Source organism: Pseudoalteromonas sp. L23, assembly GCF_021728455.1.
Classification (GTDB): domain Bacteria; phylum Pseudomonadota; class Gammaproteobacteria; order Enterobacterales; family Alteromonadaceae; genus Pseudoalteromonas.
On record NZ_JAKKCW010000003.1, the window covers coordinates 24,139 to 46,635 of the forward strand.

Sequence of the window (22,497 nt, forward strand, 5' to 3'; positions counted from 1 at the left end):
TATTCAGCATTCTTGTGTTAAGCAATCAACAGCCTTAATGAGAAGGCCATAAGCAACACAGCAAGTGCCTTTTCAACCAAGTTCATCTTGTTCAAGAACCAAGCGCGAGAAGATGGAGCTGAGAATAATAAGCTGACACAGATAAACCATAAAGCGTTAACACTGCACATCCAAGCGCCGTAAAAAAGTTGAATATGTAACGGAGTTCCTTGGCTGACGACATTGGTTACCACGGCTAAGAAAAACAGGGTTGCTTTTGGGTTGGTTGCATTAGTTAAAAAACCAAGACTAAAGGCTTTTTTGAGCGACTGTGAGCTTACATCAGCTTGGGCATTTTCTGTATCCAGTTGAATCGTTCCTGCACTTTTGAGCAGATGAATAGCGATGTAGATAAGATACGTAGCGCCGATTAATTTAGCTACTTGTAAAACCCAAGGTGAGGCCTGCATCAGTGCGCCGACACCAAGTAAGGTATATAAGATATGAACACTAAGTCCAGCGCCAATTCCCAAGGCTGTCATTGCGCCATGTAGTCTGCCGTATTTTAAGCTCTGTCTGACTGTAATAACAAAGTCGGGGCCCGGCAAGATCACTGCAACAAAATGAATGATGGCTAATGACAAAAACTCTGGCCAATACTGCACCATAATAAGCTCCCAATATAATATTGAACAATTGAGAACATTGTATTTTCATTCTCCTAGGAAGATAATAATCTAAGAATAGAAATAACTTTTGCGTATAACGCACAAATGGGAAGGTTATGACGACCAGTAAACATATTGAACTACTGCAAGAAATGTCGATTTTTGTTTCGGTAGTGAATACTGGAAGCTTCTCCAAAAGCGCTCGGCAATTAGGTGTCTCGCCGTCATCAGTGAGTCGTGCCATAAAACAACTTGAGCAGCAATTGGGGGTGTGTTTACTTCAGCGTACCACCCGCAGCTTAAGATTGAGCGAAACAGGACGAGCTGTGTATGAGCGCTGTACTCAGTTGGAACAAGCCGCCAAAGACGTCATCTCGCTTTGTGAAAGCCATCATCAAACGGCACAAGGAACAGTTAAAATTGCAGCGCCAAAAGCGGTCGCACACACACTAATTCATCCAAGTGTAATGGCGTTTCTAGGCGAATTTCCAAACATTGATGTTCATTTGGTGTTGGATGACAACGCACTGGACCTGATCCGAGATGAAATAGACATTCTATTTAAAATTACTAACGAACCACCGCAGGGTTTAATAGGCAGAAGCGTAATGACGATAGAACATATAGTAGCGGCATCACCAAAATATCTTGCAACACACTCAATTCCTACTCACCCTAAAGAACTAATACAACACAGCTGCATTGCTTTGGGGGAAACGGATGCCGATGCTAAGTGGCGATTCAGAAAAGGCACACAAAAACACACAACCCCAGTTAACGGGCGCTATAAGGCAAATCACACTAGAGTAAGGTTAGATGCTGCGTTGAAAGGGCTTGGGATCACAAGCTTACCTATGTTTGTAGCTAAAGATGCGTTAGCGTCAGGGGGGTTGATACAGGTATTACCTGAATGGCAATTTGAAACGAATTATTCTGGCGAGCTGTGGATGCTATACCCAGCTACTCGCCATATTCCTGCAAAAGTAAGTGTTTTTGCTGACTTTATTGTACAGAGACTCACCAGGGGTTGTTGAGTTTTACTGTATATTAAAACCCGCTCGTAATAATTACAGTGAAAAGCGATAACTTAATGTTGCACTCGCTTGATATTGGCTCATTACCTCACTGTCGAAGTGCCAGCTACAAGTATTTTTGGTGTCTGGGTCGACATCACAACTGACTTTAGAGTTGTTGTTAAGGATAGTTGCAATCCATCGTGCTTCAGCACCGAGATGAAAACCTGCACCAAGGTTGTATTCAAAACCCGTGTATAACCCTGATGCAAAAAAAGTGTCAGAGTCGATAAAGTTTGGATCCATGAAGGTAGCACCAATTTGTAAACCTAGATAAACATCTAAATCATCATTGATAGGGCGTAGTACTGCAGTTTGAAATAGTAGGTATTCCATTTCCACTTTATTTAGAGGGTATGCGGTAAGCTGAGTCTCGGTTTTACTGTAGTAGAAACCATAACGGCCTTCAGGCACATATTTGTCTACGCTCACTCCAAAATGCGAATCGTCTTCTAATTCGTATGTTTGGTGGCGAGAAGTTTCGATATCACTGCTATAAGTTTTGCCACCATATATAGAGATACCAAAGTCTCCGAAATCTGTAGCACTGACGTTGCAAGATGCTGCCAAAGCTAAAATAGTTGTTACTGTAACTAATTTCATATAGTTCATTTCCTTGAGTTGGAGGAGTTTTTTAGATTTGGGCGCTAGTATATCAATGATGAAAGAAAATAATAACGAGGTTGGGTGATTTACTTGCATTTCTTTGGTTAGGTTTTTATTATTAACCTGATTTTTGATTTGGAAAAGTACCTTGCGAGTATTCTTACGTTTACTTATCACATTGCTCGTGTTGGCTACACTCAGTGGTCAAAACGCGGCTGCCTCCATGGCAGCATGTGAAATGCATGGTACTGCAAGTCATAAAACATCTCATCAAATGCTTCAAAGTGACGTGCAATTGGCTGATCCTCATCACCATGAAATGATGATTGAAATGGATTGCTGTGACCCTCAGAACACAGCACAATGCAGCGATTGCACTTGCCCTACACATATGTGCTCTACAAATCTTGCAGCGTTTTCGCCAAGAGAGTGGATAGCGCCTATTGTACTGAAAAACGATAAATTAAGTTTCACAACTGGTCAGCTTAGCGACTACCCTCGCTCTCTTTATAAACCCCCAATACTTGCCTAACCTCAGGGCAGATCTGCCTTAATTTCAAAGTTTTGTACGATTAATCGTCTTTTTTGGCGTAATTTTCAACGAATTGATTGATACCAGTTGCAGTAACGCAATAGGTATTACATGCGAGGTTAGCATGAAAAAGCTTTATTTAGTGATGACGCTATGGCTTATGAGCGCCATGGCATATGGTAAATCTAATATAGAATTGGAAGTCTTTAAGTCCCCAACCTGCGGCTGTTGTGAGCTGTGGTTAAACCATTTAACTGCACAAGGTATCGCGCACAAAGCCACCGATTTAAATTATCTTGGCTCACTTAAGAGTAAGTTTGGTATTAAGCAAAATTATCAATCTTGCCACACCGGGGTTTCTAAAAGTGGCTTTATTTTTGAAGGGCATGTTCCTGCCAAGTTTATTAAACTGTTTTTGCAAAACGAAACGTTAACTCAAGACACACAAAACATCGGCTTGAGTGTGCCTGCGATGCCACTTGGCTCGCCCGGTATGGAAGTTGGCGAGCGTTTTATGCCTTATCAAGTATTGCTACTCAAAAAAGATGGGAGCTATGAGATTTTTGCTAAAATCGACAGCTATGAGGAGCAATTCTAATGACAATCAAAGTTTCCCTGTTTATTGCAACTCTGATACTGCCACAGATAGCACAGGCCAATATTGCAACGTTAGAGCAAGCGATAGATGCAGCCATCAGCAACGATCCTTGGCTTCAATCTAGCCAATACAAGCGATCTGCGATGCAGTCGATGAGCCGAGAAGCACTAAGCTATCCTGATCCTCAGGTGTCCATAGGCATGATGAACCTGCCTGTTGATAGTTGGGAGTTTAATCAAGAGGGGATGACCCAGCTTAAAGTTGGTGTGATGCAGATGTTGCCGCGAGGAGATAGCCTCGAAATTAAGAGCCAACAATTGGCACTTGACGCTAAAAAGCAACCGATTTTACAAGCGGATAGAAAAGCGCAAGTGCGCCGCGATGTTTCTCAGGTGTGGCTTGATATTGTACAAGCCAAAAAGACGTTAGAATTGATTGAACGCGATAGTGTGTTGTTTGACCAAATGGTAGAAATTGCCAATGCTAGCTACTCCAATGCGCTTGGTGCAACACGCCAGCAAGATGTGATCCGTGCTCAGCTTGAGGTGATGCAATTAGATGACAAGCGTTCCGCGGCTTATCAGCAGCTTAACACTGCTAAGGCAAACCTTTCGCAATGGCTGTTAAATGATGCATTCACTAATTCAAATGCGCTGAGTGTCCTTGACCAAAACGAAGTGACACTGCCGTTGATCCGCTCAATTGCGCCAAAATTGATGCAGCAACGCCCAGTTGATAGCCAAGCTGTAGTACAACATTTGACTCATCACCCGTTGGTGGTTGCAGCCGACGTTGATACATTCCGTGCTATTCAAGGGGTAAAGTTAGCTGAGCAGGCATATAAACCACAGTTTTCAGTCAATGGGAGTTACGCGTATCGGGATGATGCACCAGATCAGATGTCTCGCACCGACTTTTTTAGCGTTGGTGTGTCATTCGACGTTCCGTTATTCACAGATGGAAAACAAGATCAGCAAAAAGCGGCAGCGACTGCACAAGTTGAGGCGAGTAAAACCGACCGGTTGCTGGTGCTAAAGCAGCTGTTTTCAAACTTAAATGGAGAAATTCAAACTATCCAACGATTGCAAGAGAGGCAATCGCTATACGCAAAATCAATTGTGGCACAAAGCGCTGAACAGGCCGAAGCTGCGTTGACTGCTTATACCAATGATGATGGCGACTTTTCCGAGGTAGTGAGGGCGCGTATCGCGAAACTGAATGCGCAGTTATCAGCACTTTCCATTGATATTGCACTGTTAAAAGCGGTGGTACGCAGTAACTACTATTTGGCTCAAATTGAAGAGGGTGCAAGCCATGAATAACAACTTAAAAATGACGCTGGTTGCCGTCACGACATTAACGGCAGGCGTGCTAGTTGGGATAAATCTCTCTTCAAGTAACGAGTCTGCGGTAGCGCAAAACGCTGAGAAAGCGCCACTTTATTGGGTTGCACCTATGGATCCGAACTATCGTCGTGATAAGCCAGGTAAGTCTCCGATGGGAATGGATCTCGTACCTGTGTACGAAGAAGAGTCTGCGAATGCAAAATTTGGTGAGGGGGTTGTGGAGATAGCGCCTCACGTTGAAAACAACTTGGGCGTTCGTACTGCGGTGGCCATGCGTCAAGCGATGTCTCACCAAATCCGTACGGTTGGGTATGTTCAGTACAACGAAGATAGCTTAGTTCACATTCATCCTCGAGTTGAGGGCTGGGTTGAAAAGCTCTACGTGAAAGCAGCAGGAGATCCGGTGAAGCAAGGTGAACCACTGTATACCTTGTACTCGCCGCAACTGGTTAATGCGCAAGAAGAATACCTTATTGCTAGAAAGCGTAATAATCAGGCGCTGATAAACGCAGCGCATGAAAGGCTCAAGGCATTGCACCTGAGTGATGACTTTATCAATACGCTTAAAAAAACGGGTGAAGTGCATCAAAGCATTACCTTTTATGCGCGTCAATCTGGGGTGTTGGATGGACTCCAGATCCGAGAAGGGTTTTACGTAAAACCAGGCACAACGCTCATGAGTATCGCCAAACTTGACGAAATTTGGGTCGAAGCTGATGTATTTGAACGTGATGCTATGTTGGTCGCTCAGGGGCAAGCGGTTTCCATGAGGTTAGACTTTTTACCCGGCAGAACGTGGCGAGGGCAAGTCGATTACGTCTACCCCTCACTCAATGAAAAAACACGGACACTTAGAGTAAGGCTCAGGTTTGACAACAGTGATGCGCTATTAAAGCCAAATATGTTTGCGCAAGTGAACATTCATGCCGATTCTCGTGACGATGTATTGCAAGTGCCGAGTGAAGCTGTGATCCGCACTGCCAAACAAAATCGTGTTGTCGTTGAAGTTGCACCCGGTAGCTTTAAATCGGTTGCCGTTGAACTGGGTCAAATTGGTGATGAAAACATTGAAATCCTCAAAGGCCTTAACGAAGGAGACAAGATTGTTACGTCAGCCCAATTCCTGATTGATTCTCAATCGAGCATTACTTCTGATTTTATGCGTATGGCGCCAGTTGCTGAGACTAAGTCAGTTTGGATTGAAGGAGAAATTCAAAGCGTGAACTACCAAAGTCGAGTAGTGAATATCGATCATCAACCCGTACCCGAGTGGGAATGGCCTGAAATGGTGATGGATTTTACCGTGGCTGAAAGTGTCGATGTTGACGAATTAAACGCTGGACAGACTTTGCATTTTGAAGCCACGAAACAGGATGACGGTAGCGTATTACTGACAGGCATTCACATTATGTCCGAAGGAAGTACGACCAAAAATACCTTACCAACAGCAACCGTGGGTGGCGTGATAAACACCATCACCCCTGACACCCGAGTGCTTAATATTTCTCGCGATGCCATTGAAAAATGGGACCGTCCCGCAACAACGATGGACTTTGTTGCAGCTGAGCACATTGATTTAAGCCAGCTTATGACAGGAATGAAGGTGACTTTCACCTTTGAAGTGGGTGACGAATTTGTGGTGACTGATATCAAACCTGCAGGCGAGATGTCGATGAATATGCACTCTGGCCACTAAGGAGCATTTACAATGATCCAAGCAATAATTCACTGGTCAGTATACAACCGTTTTTTTGTGGTACTGCTGACACTGATGCTGGTGGGGGCTGGGCTATTTACCCTTAAAAACACACCTGTCGACGCCATTCCGGATTTGTCTGATGTACAAGTTATTGTCAAAACACCTTATCCAGGACAGGCACCACAAGTGGTGCAAGATCAGGTGACATTTCCGCTGACCACTGCCATGCTCTCTGTGCCGGGCGCAAAAACCGTACGTGGTTATTCCTTCTTTGGGGATTCCTATGTTTACGTTATTTTTGACGATAAAACGGATCTTTACTGGGCGCGCAGTCGGGTGCTCGAGTATCTAAGTCAAGTCGCACCACAATTACCCGATGCGGCTAAGCCGCAGTTGGGCCCAGATGCCACTGGGGTGGGTTGGGTATATCTTTATGCATTAGTTGATAAAACCGGTAAACACGATATTAGCCAACTACGCAGCCTACAAGATTGGTTTTTAAAGTTTGAGTTGCAATCGGTTGCTGGCGTGTCAGAAGTAGCGCCGATTGGCGGTATGGTGAAACAGTATCAAGTACAGGTTGATCCCAACAAATTGCGCGCTTACGGTATTCCGCTTACGCATGTACAGCAGGCGCTGCAGCGGGGTAACCAAGAATCGGGCGCTTCCGTGATTGAGATGGCTGAAGCCGAATATATGGTGACCAGTACGGGATACATTCAAAGCGTTAAAGATATTGAAGCTATCCCACTTGGGCAAGCTGTCAAAGGCACGCCATTAACGATAGCAGATGTTGCGTCTGTCAATATTGGACCGCAAATGCGTCGTGGCATTGCTGAGCTTAACGGCGAAGGAGAAGTTGTTGGCGGTGTTGTAGTCATGCGCTTTGGAGAAAACGCGCAAAAAACCATCGACGGCGTAAAGCAAAAACTTGCTGAGCTACAACAAGGCTTACCTGAAGGGGTGGAAGTGGTGACGGTTTACGATCGCTCCGAGCTTATCACCAAAGCCATTGATAATCTTTGGTCTAAACTGCTCGAAGAGCTGGTGGTGGTGGCCTTAGTGTGTGTGGTGTTCTTATTTCATATTCGCTCTTCCGTGGTTGCCGTGATCACTTTGCCACTTGGCATTCTGGTGGCTTTTATCGTGATGTATTTTCAAGGGGTGAACGCAAATATCATGTCCCTTGGTGGTATAGCCATTGCTATCGGGGCGATGACCGACGGTGCAATCGTGATGATTGAAAACATGCACAAACACATGGAAAAAACGCCACTCAATGATGAAAATCGCTGGGAAATCGTCGCAAAGTCGGCTTCTGAGGTTGGTCCTGCGCTGTTCTTTAGTTTGCTGATTATTACCGTAAGCTTCTTACCTGTGTTTATTCTTGAGGCGCAAGAAGGGCGTATGTTTGCCCCTCTGGCATACACTAAAACGTATGCGATGGCCGCATCGGCAGGGCTTGCCATTACGCTTATTCCTGTGCTGATGGGATACTTTATTCGCGGTAAAGTTGTGCCCGAGCATAAAAATCCAATCAATCGAATGTTGGTTGGCGCGTATATGCCCTTGTTGAAACAAGTTTTACGCTTTCCTAAGCTGACGTTGTTGGCTGCTGCTGCTATTACTGTCGTTGGTTTTTATCCAATGGATAAAATCGGCAGCGAGTTTATCCCTCCTTTGGATGAAGGGGATTTAATGTACATGCCGACTACATATCCAAGTATTTCGATTGGTAAAGCCAGAGAAATTTTACAGCAAACCGACAAGTTGATAGCGACGGTGCCTGAGGTAAAAAATGTCTTTGGTAAAATTGGTCGCGCGGAAACCGCAACCGATCCTGCCCCGTTGACGATGATCGAGACCTTTATTCAATTAAAACCTAAAGATCAGTGGCGTGCGGGAATGACCACTGAAAAGCTCAAAGCAGAGCTCGATAAGCTAGTGCAGTTTCCGGGCTTAACCAATGCTTGGGTGATGCCCATCAAAACGCGTATTGATATGCTCGCGACGGGGATTAAAACGCCTGTTGGAATTAAAGTCGCGGGTCCAGATCTAGATACTATCCAAAAGATTGGTCAAGATCTTGAACGTATTTTGAGTCAGGTAGAGGGCACCGCTTCGGTCTATTCAGAGCGGGTAGCTGGGGGTCGTTATATTAAGGTCGATATTCAACGTGATAAAGCCGCGCGATTTGGGCTCAATATTGCTGATGTACAGCAAGTGGTCGCAACTGCAATTGGTGGAATGGACGTCACGCAAACCATTGAAGGACAAGAGCGCTATCCGGTTAGTTTGCGCTACCCGCAAGACTTACGCGATTCTCCAGAAGCACTGCGGAAGCTTCCTATAGTCACCGCCGAGGGATTAAATATTGCCCTAGGTGATGTGGCAACTATCTATATTGAAAACGGGCCACCGGGCATTAAAAGCGAGAACGCTCGCATTAATGGCTGGACGTTTATTGATTTAGATGGTGTCGATGTTGGCAGCTATGTGGCAGCCGCTAAACAAGTACTGAGCGAGCAGGTGGAGTTACCTGCAGGTTATTCCATCAGTTGGGCTGGTCAATACGAATATATGGAGCGTGCTAAAGCTAAATTGACTTATGTGGTACCGCTCACGCTTGGGATCATTATCGTTTTACTCTATTTGAACTTTAGAAGCTTTAGCGAAGTGGCAATTATCATGGCGACGTTACCTATGGCGATGATTGGTGGACTGTGGTTACTATACCTTGAGGGGTTTAACTTTTCGGTCGCAGTTGGCGTTGGTTTTATAGCGCTTGCTGGTGTTGCCGTTGAAATAGGCGTTATCATGCTCGTGTATCTCAACCAAGCCATCAGCGAGCTTAAGGAGAAACAACCGATCATAACCCTTGAAGCCATTAATAATGCCATTTTAGAAGGTGCGGGCAAACGCATTCGTCCAGTCATGATGACGGTGGCAACAATTATTATCGGGTTATTGCCAATCCTTTACGGTTCGGGCACAGGTTCTGAGGTAATGAGCCGCATCGCCGCGCCTATGGTAGGCGGCATGGCAAGCGCACTATTACTTACCTTAGTGGTGTTACCTGTAGTGTATATGTTGATGATCCGTTGGCGTGAGAAAGTTAATGATTAACCTGAGGTTTGGATAAGGAATGAACTAACTAATTGTTTTTAAACACACATTAAATTATTCCCTTATCTAGCCAGAGAGTTTTAGGGATAACTAGACGAATTTACGCACCAATAGCTGGCTATTGGAAGTGAATTCAACGCAGTTAGCGCTAAAATTGGCTGCTAGAAAGGCATTAATTATCCGAAGCTCAGGTTAGTTAATCGATAGCGGAAAAAGTTTGCCTCAAGCGCAGTAATATTAAGCGCTTGAACGGCAAACTTTGGTTTGGTAAAACCCGATTACATCGAAAAATTGGATAAAAGACTCCTAGGACTCTAACTAACCCGAGATCAGGTTAATAACGCTTCCTTGGCGCACTTATTGCTGTACTAGAACAGCCAATGCACCAAGGAGCGAGTATGTACATTCAAAATTCACCTTATTCACAAATGTATGGTTCGAACGATCTTTATAGTCGAAAGAACAATAATGCTGTGAGCGATCAAGACATTTCTAATTCAGTGGCAAAAAATTCAGGAACACCTTCGTTTATGGAAGCCGCAAAGGCCGTTCAAGAAAAAGCCCCGAACAACACCCAATCGACCTACCTTACCAAGCATTTTGAGCAAGCTGAAAAGCTAGCCCATGAAGCTCTGGTGAGTTCGAATCACAAAATAGGCAGCCGCGAATATAACATCGAGATGTATCGTGAAATGATGACGAACATTGTAGAGATGCCAATTGAAGTAGAAATTGCACCAGAAGAGATGAACCAAGCACTGTTATTTAATCATCTGGGATTGGACTTTAAAGAGTATAAAACGGTAACTGTACGCTCAGAGTTGTTAACTATGCTTGAGCAAAAAGTCGAGCAGGACAGTACGCTAATTAGATCAGATAAAGCAAAATTAACAGCAATTATTACTGATACGCAAGATAGGCTAGAAGCCGCGCAAGCGGCGCTACTTGAAGGTGAAGACATTACCCAGCGACTGCAAGATAGCAAAAAGGCTATCTATCATTCTTACGAACAGCTTAAACTTGGTAAGGTGAGTCAGCGAGACCTGATTTCGACTTTGTAGTTATTCTTGACCAAGGATGCTTTAACAAAGTGAAGAAAATGCATTTTGTAGTCTGAAATGATTGAGGCTTATGTTTTATTCTAAAAAGTACAATTTTTTGTTCTGCCATATTAGCCGCACTGGCGGTACGTCGTTATGTAGTGTCCTCAGGCAAACGGCGCCAGACCTAAGGATGATATGCAGCCAGCATGCATCGCTTCTAGAGGCTAGAGCGGCATTGCCGGAAGCGTTTGAGAGTACGTTTAAATTTGCTTTTGTACGTAACCCATGGGAAAGACTCGTTTCTTGGTATTCACTATTAGAGAAAGGTAAAAGTCTACACTCAGAAGCGGTATCTGAGAAGCATCATTATGCAGAGAAAGAGAGGTTTGAACTATTTGTACAAGAGATGGTTGCAGAGCAGCACGGCGGAATAGCGTGGAGTCAATGGTCCCAGTTATCTGACCATTTGGGAAATTCACTCGTTAATGAAATTTGCCGCTTTGAAAACTATCAAAAAGACAGTAAGCGAATTTTAAGGAAGTTGGGGAGCAAAGATTATTATTTACCTTATTATAATCAAGCATCAAGTAGGCACTACCGTCATTACTACTCTGATTTAGCGTTAAAATTGGCTGAGGAGCTTTTCCTAGATGATATTTATCAATTTGGGTATAAATTTTGATAGTGGTCGGCCTTGTGAAAAACGGTAAATATCCAAGCAAGAAGGAAATTGGAATAAATATTTGTATAAATCACAAGTTGTAACAATAATGTGTTAATTGTTACTTAAAAGAGCTTCTGAGTGTTTATATGGATATCACTGAGTTAGATGAAAAGGCATTTGTTGACGTATTTAACCTGCCAGAAAAAATCACCATAAAGACTGCTAGCACCGCAGATATAGAGGAAATGGCTTTAGTCACCAAGGTGAGTTGGCAAGCGGCCTTTAGCGGGTTTTTACCAGAGCACGTGCTAAAAAGGGGAAACGTCGAATTTTTTGCAACTATTTGGTCTGAGATTATCAAAAATTCGACAACCCAAACAGCATTGCTTGTGACTGATGGCAGGAAAATATTAGGCTGCGGCGCAGCTGGGATTTATCGCCGAATGTATAACCCGGTTAGCCAAAAAGTATCGAGAACGAATGCTGGCGAGCTTTATCGTGGTTACATTTTACCAAGTCACCAAAACCGCGGGCTCGGTAGGGCGCTGTTGAAAGCACGCTTGTTAAAGCTTTACGAGCTGGGTTGTCAAAGCGCTTACACCTGGATCTATGAACAAAACCAACAAGCAAGACGCTTTTACGAAAAGCATGGGGCGGTAAACCTCGACCAAGCCCAAGGGATAACAATGAAACGATTTAGGTTTGAAGAAGTGTGCTATGGCATTGAAGTAAATCGTGTTTTTGATTTTAGCTAAGGTGAAGTGAGAGGAAATTTCAAACACCGTATGGTCAGAGGTAATTGTCATCGATAAGCGGTGACAATTACTTCATGCAGACTAACGTAGGTCGGCGGGTGTAGGATAGTCTGGGTGCTCAACAATTTTCGGTGCCCAAACAGCTGGGATAACGGCCTCTCGTTTCTGTTTGATACGCTCTACTAGCGTATTCAAATCATAATTGGGTTCACCATAAACGGCTAGCCAATTCTCAGGCACGTCTTCTGGGTCTGCAGCCTGAATAACGTGTGCCATCCACTGCTTTCTAAGCTCAGCCCATTCACTACTTTGATTCTCATTGACACCTGCAAGTGGTCGAAGCTCTACATATATTGTCCTTCTCGGACCTTCACTGCGTTTCGGCTCAGAGCCATGTAAAACCATCATGTCTTGAACTAAGATATCTCCGGCTTTAGCTGGTTGCTGTACAACCCCTGGAATGTTCCAGCCATATTCGCTCGAGAGAGAATAAATATCCAAAATTTGGTGTTGGGAATTTGGCAAATAGCGTAAGCACCCGTCATCTATATTCGCATCATCAAGATAGATACCGACATTTAAATATGCAAAATGACGAGAATGAGGAGCATCTTGATGCCAAGCTATGTGAGGGTGGGGATGTGGATATTTGCAGACTAAGTCACATTGCAATGGAACACTGCCTACACCACAAAGGTGTTCACTGATCGCTAACATTGCTGGTGTTGCGAGTAGTTCGATAATTAACTCGGGCGCTTCAAAAAGCAAATCATTATAACGAAAGAGTTTTGGCTCACCTGATTCATTTGATAAATGGTATTGAGTCGCGACTTTTCCATCTTGCTGTGCTTGTTTTGCTTTACTCTCGAGCGCATTAGATAGTCGCTTCAGTTGTTCCAGCAGTGTGTCGGGTAAAGTTTGTTCAAATAAAACGAAGCCGTTGTTTTCGTAAAAATCGAGTTTGCTTTTGCTCACAATCGTCATGCGTGTACTTCCTAGTTATTTTGTTGCTTGTGAGACTTAAGTGTTGTTTGTCGAGTATATTCACTCGCCTGCCAATAGAGTCTGTCTCAGCTACAGCACTGACTATAGTGTCGTAAAATGCCAGTTAGCGCAATTACGGTGGGTTACATTGTGGATTTTGTTTATATTAACTCAACTCGAATAAACAGAAACTTCCATTGGCACCACTTTGCATCCTCAAGTACAATTGGCGTTTTCGATTGCAACACACCGGAACCTTCCAATGGAAATCAAAGTAAATTACCTCGACAATCTCAGAATTGATGCCAAATTTGACGACTTTTCTGTCATTGCAGATCAGCCAATTCGCTATAAAGGCGATGGCTCAGCACCAAGTCCATTTGACTACTTTTTAGCTTCTTCAGCGCTTTGTGCAGCTTACTTTGTGAAGGTGTATTGTAATGCGCGTGACATTCCAACGGATGGAATTCGTGTGGCGCAAAACAACATCGTTGATCCTGAAAATCGTTATAACCAAATTTTTAAAATTCAGGTGGAGCTTCCGGAAAGCATTTCTGAAAAAGACCGCCAAGGTATCCTGCGCTCAATTGATCGCTGTACTGTTAAAAAAGTGATCCAAACAGGACCTGAATTCCAAGTGGAAGCGGTTGAAAGCCTTGAAGATGACTCGCAGGCTATGCTGATGGTTGATACCAGCGAAAGCGACAGCACTTTTATCCTAGGTAAAGATCTTCCGCTGGAACAGACTATCGCAAATATGACCAAGATCCTGTCGGATTTAGGCATGAAGATTGAGGTTGCATCATGGCGTAATATCGTGCCACACGTCTGGTCTTTGCATATTCGTGATGCTGCTTCACCAATGTGTTTCACCAATGGTAAAGGGGCAACCAAAGAAAGCGCGCTATGCTCAGCACTTGGTGAGTTTATTGAGCGTTTAAATTGCAACTTCTTTTATAATGATCAGTTTTTTGGTGAAGAAATCGCAAATGCTGAATTTGTTCACTACCCGAACGAAAAGTGGTTTAAGCCTGAAGCTGATGATGCGCTTCCTACTGAGATTTTAGACGACTACACTCGTGAAATTTACGACCCTGAAGGTGAACTACGCGGTTCACATCTAATCGACACAAATTCAGGTAATGTAGCGCGCGGTATTTGTTCTATTCCGTATACTCGCCATTCTGATGGTGAAACTGTGTATTTTCCGTCAAATCTAATAGAAAACTTATTCCTAAGTAACGGTATGAGTGCCGGTAATAACCTGTTTGAAGCGAAGGTGCAGTGTTTATCTGAGATCTTTGAACGCGCGGTGAAAAAGCAAATCATCGAGCAGGAAATCGTGCTCCCTGACGTGCCAGAGTCTGTACTTGCTAAATATCCAGGTATTGTTGAAGGGATCAAAGGGCTTGAAGAGCAGGGGTTCCCTGTGGTGGTGAAAGATGCATCTCTTGGCGGTCAATTCCCCGTAATGTGCGTAACCCTGATGAATCCTAAAACAGGCGGTGTGTTTGCTTCTTTTGGGGCGCATCCTAGCTTCGAAGTGGCACTTGAGCGCAGTTTAACCGAGTTGTTACAAGGGCGTAGCTTTGAAGGCTTAAACGATGTACCAAAACCTACGTTTAACAGTATGGCGGTATCTGAGCCGGAGAACTTTGTTGAACACTTTATCGATTCAACGGGGGTGATCTCTTGGCGCTTCTTTAGTGCGAAGCATGACTACGATTTTGTTGAGTGGGATTTTACAGGCACTAATGAAGAAGAATGCGATAAGTTATTTGGCATTTTGGAAGGGTTAGGTAAAGAAGCCTATATTGCGGAATTTACAGACTTAGGGATCGCTTGTCGTATTTTGGTTCCGGGCTTTTCTGAAGTCTACCCTGCCGAAGATCTGATTTGGGACAACACCAATAAAGCACTGCAATATCGCGAAGATATTCTCAACATCCATTCTCTAGATGACGAAGCATTAGCTAACTTGGTTGAGCGCTTAGAAGACAGCCAGCTTGATAACTATATTGATATTATCACCCTAATTGGCGTTGAGTTTGACGAAAATACGGTGTGGGGTCAGCTTACAATTCTTGAGCTTAAGATTTTAATCTATCTAGCGCTTGGCGATATCGAAGCGGCCATTGAATTAGTTGAAACCTTCTTGCAGTTTAATGACAACACGGTTGAGCGTGGCTTATTCTACCAAGCAATGCATGCCACGCTTGAAATTGCGTTGGATGAAGAGCTAGAAATAGAAGATTACATTCATAACTTCACTCGCATGTTCTCTAAAGACGTGATGGATGCGGTTATTGGTTCAATTAATGGCGATGTGAAATTCTATGGCTTAACGCCAACTAACATGAAGTTGGAAGGTTTAGATAAGCACCTGCGTCTTATTGAAAGTTATAAGAAGCTTCATGCAGCAAGAGGGAAATTAGCGCAGCGCTAAGCTTTATGTTTCTAAGTAAAAGCAAGATAGCATGACTGCTTATCTTGCTTTTACTGTTTGATAGACTGGTGTGTATTTAGTGGTTACACATTAACTGTAGTAGCTAAGCCCCGAACCTCAGGTTAAAAACCTTAATTTGATTTTTCCTCTTTGATACAGTTTTGGTTTTTAAACTGTGTCTTTGCATCGTGATATATAAAAGAGAAATCTGCTGTACGTGGTGTAAATATTGGTTTGCCAGTACTCTTATCGCATTCAGTTGCGATCCCGCCTGCCGCATGACAATTCATACAAGAGGAGCTTTTATAATAAAGCGCTTCTTCTTTACCTTGAGGTTGGTTTCCTAGTTGTAAAAATGTCTCAATCACTTCATTGGTCAAATAAACTGGGTGAGGCATTCCTCCCGAATAATTAATGAGTTTGGTTTCAATCGTATCACTTGCTTGGCCGTTAATATCAGTCATTGGCTTACTTCGGTTATTAGTTGAGTATTGGGTACCAATCAGTTTGTAATATTGAAGGACAGCGTTTTCTTGTTTAAACAACTTAGAAATATGCTGGTTCACTTGCTCAACAACAGGTGATATTTGCTCTAATCGCACCACCTGAGTAGGCTTAGTGCCTCCTACTGGATGATTGATTGCGCATGTTGGGCATTGCTTGTTGAAAAATGTTGGTGAGTTGCCCCAAACATTATTCTGATGTGAAAAGGTTGCGTAAATCCAGTTACTAGACGTGCCAGTTTTCTGCATTATATGAAATCCAACAACGCCAACTTCTTTTTCTTCGATTTTAAATGAACCAGCTTCGCCATTTTGTATCTGGTTGTAGCGCTTTACGGGTAGTTTGGCTCGAATATATTTACTAGGGTCATCTGACTCATCTAGCAATTTCCAAGCTACCTTTATCTCTATAGCAAGGCCTGGCGGCTTAGGGTCAAAACTTGTCAAGTTTTGTGGCAAGTTACAAGTTGGTAGTGAAGATTTGTCGGAACAAGCTAAAAAGCCAATAGTATTCATGTTGATACACATATTACTTGCCTGCTGACTTTTGCACGCCCAACTATAAGTCGGGTTATTCGCGAATTCAATTTGGCCATCTATGCTATATAGTTTGTTTTTAGTAATAAAATTGAAAACATATGGACTGACGAACTTTTGATAATAAACAGGATTGTTTTTTTGATCGGTTAAAATAGCATGTTTTTTCGGTTCATTTTTAGGCGCAACTTGTTCCACAGCAGATAAAGGCTGCATCATGGCAAAGTTTTTGGATATATCCCAGTTTACCGGAGGCGTTGCATCTACTGTGAAAATGGTCTCGGTTTCACGCCAGTTTATCCAAAGTGGAAGCGGGCAGTTGGCGCCTGAGTCGGCAGTACACACTTTTAGATTATTTTGTGTGAGCTTATAATTTTCGTCCAATTGCCTGTTTAGTGCAATAAAGCTCAACCATGAAAATAGTGCGTAACGATGATCCAAATAGTCAAGCTTCTTCGATTCAGAGGGTTTTACGGGTTTTAACTTTTCACATGACTTCACTAACTTATTGTATGCGTCAAGAGGGTAAGGTTTTAGCTGAGTCAAGTCGCTAGGAAAAGGAAAGGGCTCAGTTAATGTGCATTCGTCTTTGACTAGCCAATCTGGAAAAATGCTGTATTCAGTAGCAAAAGTACCAGTACTTACTAATAGTAAAGAGAGCTTCGCTATTACACTTTTCATGGTTATTTCCTTTTCTTATAAGGTGAAGAATATAAATATGATTTGATATTAAATTCAGATGTTGATGTGAGGGTTATTTTTATATAGTAACCAGTTTGTACTTTCAGGTTGAGCCAAGGAGTTAAGTTAGTGCTTAATTTTTTGTCTGTTATTTTTCTTAGTGCGCTCAAAAAGCTGTCATGTAGGTAATTTTCGTCAAGGTTTGTGATCCAAGGCAGTTCAATTTCAATTTTTTCTGACAACTCCGTTGAATAGGAAAGCCCAACTTGTATTTCATCTGATACATGAACAATAGCATTTAATAACTGTTCCAGTAGATATAAGTTTCCTTTCCAGTCTAGATCTTTGAGTAAACCGGGAAGTTTCAATGTTTCTAATTTAAAAACGAATTTAGCTCTAAATTCCTTTCGTCCAAATGTAAAGCTGAAGTGGTTTATCCTAGTATTCTCTAAACTAGGAAGTAACTCTTTTGTTTTATTTAAAAATTCAGGAGCTAAAAACTCAGATGCGTTAATTATAAATGCGCTTAATAGGCTGAAGTCAGCAAACTGACAATGTTGTGTACTTATACAAAATGTTGGGACTGTGCTATAACGACCATCTTCCCAGTCAAAGCTAAACCATATTAAGTTTACAGGTTTGTAAGTAGAAGAAAGCTTCCTCCTCTTTATAAACTTGTTTATTCTGTGGGCGTATTCATTTGGAAGTTTTTGGTTTATATAAGATAAAACGCTATCTAAATTATGAGGAGAGCAGTAATAGCATACTAGGAAATCAACTGCTTCTTCAAACTGTTCAATTCTCTTTTCAAAACATATTGCATGTATATTTTCAGGAATGCCATTTACAATTGGCTGAAGCTTTTCCGTTATTGTGCGATTGAGATGTTGAACCTCACTATCAAGTGCAATGCTATAAAGCTCACTTTTACTATATTTCATGATGAATGCGGGTGAAATACCAATTTAACTTAATTTTTGGTCTATTTTTTGTTCTGTTTCTGATGTTAATAACATTAGAATTTTACAAAGTAAAACAACTAAATCGTTCCTGTACCGTTGACAGAGTTTCACTACAAAAAAATACACGCTTGATTAAGCTAAAAATCACCCGCTGCTCCTATGTATTACCAAATTGTTTTGATAGTGTGTTGAACTTCAGGTCTTAGTTCTGCAGATAGTTGATCCCACAGATCATCTGTCAATCCAGTCTCTAAAGAAATTTCAGTAATAATGCGTTTTTGATCTGCTGTTAAATCAAACTCAGCCATCACTTCAGCCAAGTTATCGGTCGCTCGTTGTTTCAAAGCTTCATCGTTAGTTACATTATAGATATAAGAGATTAAACCGGTTGGTAGTTTTGTATTATCACTCATTTTTCATTTCCTAATTTTCATAGTTTTGGAGGTATAAGGTTTTAGTGCTAGCCTTATCATTTAAGTATTCATTATAAGCATCATCTTTCATTGTGTTTTTATTAAATAGTAATACTTTATATAAAAAGTAATAATAAAAAGTTCGATGTGAACGATACCCAGCAAAGCTTGATATTTTTTCTTCGAATTCTTGTAAACTACCTATATCATCTAAATTTGCCAAGTAGTTGAGCATATTATTATAACCCAACCAGCCAGCGTTATTAGAGTTTTTTGCAAGGCTTACCCCTGTTGATGAGTAATATTTTGCTTCATCTTTATATTTTTTAAAATTAATGGAATCGTTTTGTATTGAAGCATGTATTAGCTTAAACCACGCCCATATTCCATTTGTTGCTGAGCTAATATCATTTATATTTATATCTTTGGAAAGTTCAGCTAAATTATTCATAGCGCTGTGTGCCAAATCAACCTTACCAGTGAGCAACTGTGATAGAGCTTTAAAAGCAATACAAGTGAGTTCAGAGCAAAAGCCGTAATTATCAGTTATGGCTTGAGAGCTATTATCGAAAAAGCCTTCTTTTGGTAACGTATCGACAAGCGCTATTACTTTGTCAAACTCCCCCAGTGAAAAGTAGGATTGCGATAAAAGCTCGAAGATCACTGGGTGTTGGTGAGGTGGATATTCGCTTTTGTTTTCGTGCAGCTGTAATCCTATATTATGAGCTTTTAAAATATCACCGGTAGCGTAGGCGTGCAGCCATTCGCCTCTCATCGTAATGAAGCGCTCTTTAGGGTCTAAAATTGTGGCGAGTTCACTGATATTTTGAAGCACGTGCTTTTTTGCCAACGTATCTAGCCAACCATTGTATGCAATCCTAGATGAGGCAAGTGCATTTTTAATCTTATGGAGTAAAGGCTGGTTATCGATTAAACCATTTTGGAAGAAATTCAATGCCTCTGCATAGTAAATACTGGCCTCTGCGACAGAATAAATCGCAGCGGCGCTTTTTGCTGATGTTAGTAATAATTCAACAGCCGCATCATGCTCTCCCACTTTTGCTAAATGGTGGGTTGTAAGCAGTGGTTGCTTTTGGCTCATTCCTGTATTGTTGAGTACCTCAATTATACTCATGTGGTGTGCATGCGATTCATGCTTACCCATACTTTCATAGGCAGCATCACGTACCAAAGCGTGTTTAAAAATATAGCTATCGTTATCAACACGACGTTGCTGCACAATAAGGTCGTTTGCTATCAACTCATTTAAATCGTTTTGGATCTGGTTTTCGCTTAAAGAAGATGCCGCAACGAGTAAATCATATTCAAACTCTCGGCCAATTGTGGCTGCTAGTTGGGCTGTTTCTTTGGCGTGACTGAGGCTATCTAGTTTTTGTTGTAATGACTCTCTTAAACTCGTAGGTACATGGTCAAGTTTATCTGGTGCGAGGAAGTCAATCTCTCCGCCTTTATCTCCAACTAATGCCTTTTGTTTAAGCATGTTGACGAGTTCTTCAATAAATAGCGGGATCCCGTCGGTGCGGCTGGTAAGTAATTTGAGAACTTGCTCTGACACTCGGCGGCCATCAAACAAATTAATGATAAAATCTTCTGTGGCTTTTTCGGTTAGTTTTTTCAGACAAACATCCACTAAGGTGAGGTCTTTTAACTGAGTTGGTACCGCTTGTCTTGAAGTGCTTAGTAAAACATCACCTGAAGCGAGCGCACCGACAAAGTGATGTAAAAACTCTAAGGTGGTGCTATCTGCCCAGTGAATGTCCTCGATAATGTAAAGCTTAAACTTGCTGAGTCCATGGCGATTTGACAATAACAATGCACAAAGCCCTTTAAACAACACTTGCTTTTGCTCATCGGGAGAAAGTGTAGAAGGCGTGATTTCATCATCAAGTGAGATATTGAGCCAAACTAGCAACACAGGGATAGCTTGTGCTAAATCGAGCTTACTATCCATGTTGGATAATACATAACTAAAAACGGTATTGGCTGAATGAGCATCTAGCTGCTCGGTGTTAAATAGATACTTGACCAGCGTTAAAATTGGATACAAAGCATTATTTTGATGCTCTGGTAAACACTGGGCGACTAAATGTTGATATTGCGGTGCATTAGCACGAATTTCTTGCAGCAGCCGAGATTTACCTATGCCAGCCTCACCATGAATGTGAGCGATGCGGGTTGCACCTTCGACCTCGTTATTAATGAGTGAAAGTGTCTGTTCAAGCTCAAGGTGACGACCAACAAGTTCGTGATGGTTCTTTGTACCACGCATAAAGCCAAATGCTTCGATGCGACGTTCTCCTTGCAAGTTATAAACCGGCGTTAGTTCAAATAACGGGCCTATTTGTACTTGGCCGTACAGATTGAATTCAGAAAAAGCATCAAGGAGTGAGCGTGACTCTGCACTACATAAGACTTGGCGCTCGCCAGCTTCACGGGAGAGTGCTGCTGCAATATTCGCGTGATGTCCTTCAGGTACGGCATTAGCATAGGTAATAAATATCCCAGTGTGAATTCCTATATGGGCGTTAAGCGCGACTCTGTGAGCTTCTTGCATTAGCGCGTTACGCTTCGCAAGCTCGCTTATCATTTCAAGTGCGGTACGGGCAGATAATCGCGCATCATTATCGCTGCTAACGGGGTAGCCAAAATAAAACAAACTGGTATCGGCGAGATTACCCACATGATAAGCGCCGTAACGAGTCGCGATATCAATAAAGTGATTGCGTTGAGATTTATAAACCGTGTCTATGACATCGAAGTCTTTTTCATTGTTGTCGAGTGCTTTGACACTTAACCTTACAGCAAGAACGGTTAGCTGCTTGCGCTCAGTAAGCGCAGTATATTCTTGAATGGCGCGATGATTAGGATCGTCATCACGGATCATTACTGTGGTTTCGTCGTAACCATGCTGGGCTTTAACATCATTTAGCACACCAACAAGGTTCGATACGTTCATCCGAGCAAGTTCAGAAAATGCCTCGGTTGCGGTGATCACACGTTCCAACGCACTTTTATTGAGTACACGCCTAAGCAGTCCCGCAAGGGGGTGGCCAAGTAGGGCGCTGGGAATTGGAATGTGTACATCGCTTAATTGTTTGTGATAAATCGATGCGACGCTAGTGCCCGTCACCGCAGGCACGCCTGTTAAACATTCTAAGAATACTAGACCCCATACATAAAGATCTGATTTGGCAGAAGCTGGCTCGCCACGTAATTGTTCTGGTGCGCTGTAAGAAGGCGTGCCCAATGTTTCTTGCGTAAGCGTGATTGTTTCAAAGTCATGTTGGCGGCTTTCTTGCGCAAGTGTACCGATACCAAAATCAAGTATTTTGGCGTAAGTCTTAGCACCAGATTGGCTTAGCATAATATTGGTTGGTTTTATGTCTCTGTGAATAATGCCTTGTTGATGGGCATGAATAAGTGCATCTAGCACCTGCAACATGATGTCGGTTGCATACACAGAATCAATCGCGCCATTTTGACTTAGATAGTCCCTTAATGTTTGTCCTTCCACATACTCGAAGACTCCAAACATTAAATTTTCATTTAATTGTCCTTTATCTAATAATCGTACGATATTTGGGTGGTTTAATTGACTACAAAGTAAGGTTTCACGATTGAAACGTTCTGCATATCTTTGTTTTTTCGTCGCTTCTAGTTGTGGTTCTAACGCCAAAAATTTTAGTGCAACGATTTGCCCTGTGTTTATTTGGCGCGCCTTAAAAACTTTACCGAATCCACCTTCTCCAATTTTTTCAAGTAGTTGGTATTTGTCAGACTGGAATACATCGACAATATGGCTATCCGAAAACTGTGTCAGAGACATATGATTACTAATTCTTATTTTTTGTTAATGGTATA

The 22,497-nt window shown here is 42.3% G+C and carries 17 protein-coding genes; 10 read left to right on the plus strand and 7 right to left on the minus strand.

Going from position 1 to position 22,497, the window contains the following annotated elements; translation table 11 throughout:
• Positions 1-17: 17 nt before the first annotated feature.
• Positions 18-647, minus strand: coding sequence for a LysE family translocator (locus L3V43_RS06755; RefSeq protein WP_010605233.1), 630 nt, complete (start codon positions 645-647; stop codon positions 18-20).
• 116 nt (positions 648-763) lie between these two features.
• Here L3V43_RS06755 and L3V43_RS06760 point away from each other — a divergent pair, with 116 nt between their 5' ends.
• Positions 764-1,681: a LysR family transcriptional regulator gene (locus L3V43_RS06760; protein ID WP_237116385.1), complete on the plus strand. Its 918-nt coding sequence runs from the start codon at positions 764-766 to the stop codon at positions 1,679-1,681.
• A 33-nt stretch (positions 1,682-1,714) separates the two neighbouring features.
• On the opposite strand, the gene L3V43_RS06765 is transcribed toward L3V43_RS06760, so the two are convergent.
• Complete coding sequence (locus tag L3V43_RS06765) at positions 1,715-2,323, minus strand: outer membrane beta-barrel protein (protein ID WP_102057919.1); 609 nt, start codon at positions 2,321-2,323, stop codon at positions 1,715-1,717.
• A gap of 151 nt (positions 2,324-2,474) precedes the next feature.
• On the opposite strand from L3V43_RS06765, the gene L3V43_RS06770 reads away from it, so the two are divergent.
• The 8 genes from L3V43_RS06770 to L3V43_RS06805 all read left to right on the plus strand — a co-directional run bounded on the left by L3V43_RS06770 (position 2,475) and on the right by L3V43_RS06805 (position 12,089).
• Positions 2,475-2,858 carry a hypothetical protein gene (locus tag L3V43_RS06770; RefSeq protein ID WP_237116384.1) on the plus strand — a complete coding sequence of 128 codons (384 nt, stop codon included), beginning with the start codon at positions 2,475-2,477 and terminating at the stop codon, positions 2,856-2,858.
• 124 nt (positions 2,859-2,982) lie between these two features.
• A complete protein-coding gene (locus tag L3V43_RS06775) occupies positions 2,983-3,456 on the plus strand; it encodes a DUF411 domain-containing protein (RefSeq protein ID WP_237116383.1) in 474 nt (157 codons plus the stop codon).
• Complete coding sequence (locus L3V43_RS06780; protein WP_237116382.1) at positions 3,456-4,778, plus strand: TolC family protein; 1,323 nt, start codon at positions 3,456-3,458, stop codon at positions 4,776-4,778. Before L3V43_RS06775 ends, L3V43_RS06780 begins: the two co-directional genes overlap by 1 nt.
• Complete coding sequence (locus L3V43_RS06785; RefSeq protein WP_237116381.1) at positions 4,771-6,498, plus strand: efflux RND transporter periplasmic adaptor subunit; 1,728 nt, start codon at positions 4,771-4,773, stop codon at positions 6,496-6,498. Before L3V43_RS06780 ends, L3V43_RS06785 begins: the two co-directional genes overlap by 8 nt.
• A 12-nt stretch (positions 6,499-6,510) precedes the next feature.
• Positions 6,511-9,627 carry a CusA/CzcA family heavy metal efflux RND transporter gene (locus L3V43_RS06790; protein ID WP_237116380.1) on the plus strand — a complete coding sequence of 1,039 codons (3,117 nt, stop codon included), beginning with the start codon at positions 6,511-6,513 and terminating at the stop codon, positions 9,625-9,627.
• A 398-nt stretch (positions 9,628-10,025) separates the two neighbouring features.
• On the plus strand, positions 10,026-10,688 hold the full coding sequence (locus L3V43_RS06795) for a hypothetical protein (RefSeq protein WP_102057925.1): 663 nt from the start codon (positions 10,026-10,028) through the stop codon (positions 10,686-10,688).
• Between the two features lie 70 nt (positions 10,689-10,758).
• Positions 10,759-11,352 carry a sulfotransferase family 2 domain-containing protein gene (locus tag L3V43_RS06800; RefSeq protein WP_102057926.1) on the plus strand — a complete coding sequence of 198 codons (594 nt, stop codon included), beginning with the start codon at positions 10,759-10,761 and terminating at the stop codon, positions 11,350-11,352.
• 128 nt (positions 11,353-11,480) lie between these two features.
• A complete protein-coding gene (locus L3V43_RS06805; RefSeq protein WP_010605243.1) occupies positions 11,481-12,089 on the plus strand; it encodes a GNAT family N-acetyltransferase in 609 nt (202 codons plus the stop codon).
• A gap of 81 nt (positions 12,090-12,170) precedes the next feature.
• Here the strand turns inward: L3V43_RS06805 and L3V43_RS06810 are convergent, their stop codons facing one another.
• Positions 12,171-13,073, minus strand: a complete 903-nt coding sequence (locus L3V43_RS06810; protein ID WP_102057927.1) for a phytanoyl-CoA dioxygenase family protein — start codon at positions 13,071-13,073, stop codon at positions 12,171-12,173.
• 262 nt (positions 13,074-13,335) lie between these two features.
• Here L3V43_RS06810 and L3V43_RS06815 point away from each other — a divergent pair, with 262 nt between their 5' ends.
• Positions 13,336-15,519, plus strand: coding sequence for an OsmC domain/YcaO domain-containing protein (locus tag L3V43_RS06815; protein WP_102057928.1), 2,184 nt, complete (start codon positions 13,336-13,338; stop codon positions 15,517-15,519).
• A gap of 131 nt (positions 15,520-15,650) precedes the next feature.
• Here L3V43_RS06815 and L3V43_RS06820 read toward each other — a convergent pair whose 3' ends face one another.
• The 4 genes from L3V43_RS06820 to L3V43_RS06835 form a co-directional block, all read right to left on the minus strand.
• Complete coding sequence (locus L3V43_RS06820; RefSeq protein WP_102057929.1) at positions 15,651-17,240, minus strand: hypothetical protein; 1,590 nt, start codon at positions 17,238-17,240, stop codon at positions 15,651-15,653.
• Between the two features lie 2 nt (positions 17,241-17,242).
• On the minus strand, positions 17,243-18,181 hold the full coding sequence (locus tag L3V43_RS06825) for a hypothetical protein (RefSeq protein WP_102057930.1): 939 nt from the start codon (positions 18,179-18,181) through the stop codon (positions 17,243-17,245).
• 185 nt (positions 18,182-18,366) lie between these two features.
• Positions 18,367-18,615, minus strand: a complete 249-nt coding sequence (locus L3V43_RS06830) for a hypothetical protein (RefSeq protein WP_010605248.1) — start codon at positions 18,613-18,615, stop codon at positions 18,367-18,369.
• A 10-nt stretch (positions 18,616-18,625) separates the two neighbouring features.
• On the minus strand, positions 18,626-22,462 hold the full coding sequence (locus tag L3V43_RS06835) for a TOMM system kinase/cyclase fusion protein (RefSeq protein ID WP_237116379.1): 3,837 nt from the start codon (positions 22,460-22,462) through the stop codon (positions 18,626-18,628).
• Positions 22,463-22,497: the final 35 nt, after the last annotated feature.